General features: G+C 64.0%; 1 protein-coding gene. It reads right to left on the bottom strand.

Annotated features, from left to right (window positions below; translation table 11 throughout):
• Positions 1-1,761: RNB domain-containing ribonuclease (locus VIQ49_RS27365; protein WP_331890065.1), on the bottom strand; the 1,761-nt coding region annotated here is incomplete at its 3' end.
• Positions 1,762-2,023: the final 262 nt, after the last annotated feature.

Raw genomic sequence — 2,023 nt, 5'->3', positions numbered from 1 at the left:
GAACTGCCGCGCATGATCAGGCCCCTGAGCGTCGAACACCCATTCCGGAGCCGGAACATTCTCCTTTTGTGCCAGCGTCATCAACCAGGCAACGGGGTTCGACAGCGCCTTCTGTTTCTTGGCACCGCTCAATGCGATCGTGACCACCGAGCCCGCGGCCTCATTCTCAGGCCTCCGTTTGGCCACAGGATTCTGCGCGGGGGCGTAGTCGCTGTCCACCGGTGCTTCTGCCTCCGATACGGCGGCAACGGGCCAGTCCGGGGCACTGTCCGCCACGACGACACCAGCGAGCTGCGCCCGTATCGCCGCCCACAGGGCTCCCTGCTCGGCCGCCTTCTTCGACTTCGCAACAACCCACGGACCTTGCGAGCCCAGGTGCGTCGCCCTCGCCGCAAAAGAGCGATCGTGTGACGGTCCATGCTGTTCGAACTCGACGATGCCCGCAGGCCGCTCCGGTTCGATCTGTCGCCACGCCGCCGCGGCGCTCGGTGCCATCTCGGGGTGAGTGAGCGACATCTGGTCCACCACGTCCAGTTGCGACGCCCTCCACGAAGGATCGACCGCGTCGATGAGGAACGCGATATCGGCTACCGAGAGTTGGTCGGTACCCGAGCGACGTTTCAGTTCGATCGCGAGATCTTCGCTCAGAGGCTGGCTCCGCAGACTCTTGAGCACCTTGGTGAACCCGCCGGAGTCCAAGACCGAGAGGTCGCCGGCAGCCTGGCGGGCGACGATCCGTTTGCTCGCAGACTTGAAGCTGTTCTTCTTCAACTCACGCCGCTCCCGAGCACGACGGTTGAGATCGGTCCCGATCGCCGAGAGCTGACTACCGGAATACGGCACGGGATCGTGGTCGAGGTAAGCGAAGATCATTCGTTGGTTCACCAGATCTGCCAGCCGCCGCAGGGGAGAGGTGACGTGCGTGTACGCGGCCAACCGAAGGGAGTGGTGACCGTGCACTGTCGGTTCGTAAGTCGCGGGCCGTACGGCTGCGAGCATCCGGCTTCGAAGCTTGTCGAACAGCGTCGCATCACCAGAGGCGGCGACATACTCGTGCATCAGGTCCTCGGCGCTCCCGGCAACCGGGTTCATCCGATGATTGCGGAAGAGGATTGGCAAACCCGCCTCGATGCACCACATCGCCACCGCCTCGTTGGCGGCGATCATCATTTCTTGGACGATGACATATGCACTGGTGCGGTTGGGCGCCTCGATTCGCACGAGGGAACCGTCTTCGTCCGTCGCCCAGCCGGCGGCGAGATCGTAGATCGCGAGCGCGCCGCTGGCCCTGCGCGCATTCAGCAGCACCTGCGCCGCTTCGTCTGCGGCGGCGACGTCCTGGTGCAGCGGGTGGCTTTGGTCAGCGAGGATCGACGGAACCTGGCCATGATTGAGCGCGACACAGCGGCCCGCAGCGATTCTGGCTCTGCCCACGCTCACATCGTGGAGAGCGCCGTCTCGGTCGACTACGGCGGTGACCTGCAAAGTTGTGCGGTCGGCATCCGCGGTGAGCGTGGCAGCTGATTCTGCTTCCTCCCCGAGCATCGGAATTGTGCGTGTGGGGAGGTATCGGGTCCCACCCCGAAGGAATGCCTGTTCGTCGGCGATCGAACCGTGGGTAACGACATCAGCGACACCGGCGACGTGGATCTCGAGTGACCATCCGTCGCCGTCCGGCAGTCGGGTTACAGAGATCGCGTCGTCGCGATCGCGAGCGGTTTCCGCGTCGATCATCAACAACGACGGACTGTCTTTGTCCACCAATTCGCCTCATCCTTTCCGATCGGTCTTGCTCCTCGAAGCTATCGAGAAACCTGATCCAGGGGGCGGCAGCGGCCTCGGACTCACCGCGTGTGCCCGGTTCCCTGACGCCTGACAAGGAGGCACGAGCGAGTGTCTCTGCCTCAGCTCACGGCGAGACGTCCGGAGTATCGCCGACACTGCCTGCGACGAACGAGTCGGCTGGAACCGGAGTCAGTCCGAGCCCCAACCAGTAACGGCGGGTAGCGACATCAGCCTCATC

Origin of the sequence: Williamsia sp. (assembly GCF_036566845.1) — a bacterium.
Classification (GTDB): Bacteria; Actinomycetota; Actinomycetes; order Mycobacteriales; family Mycobacteriaceae; genus Williamsia.
This window is presented reverse-complemented; position numbering and strand designations above follow the sequence as displayed.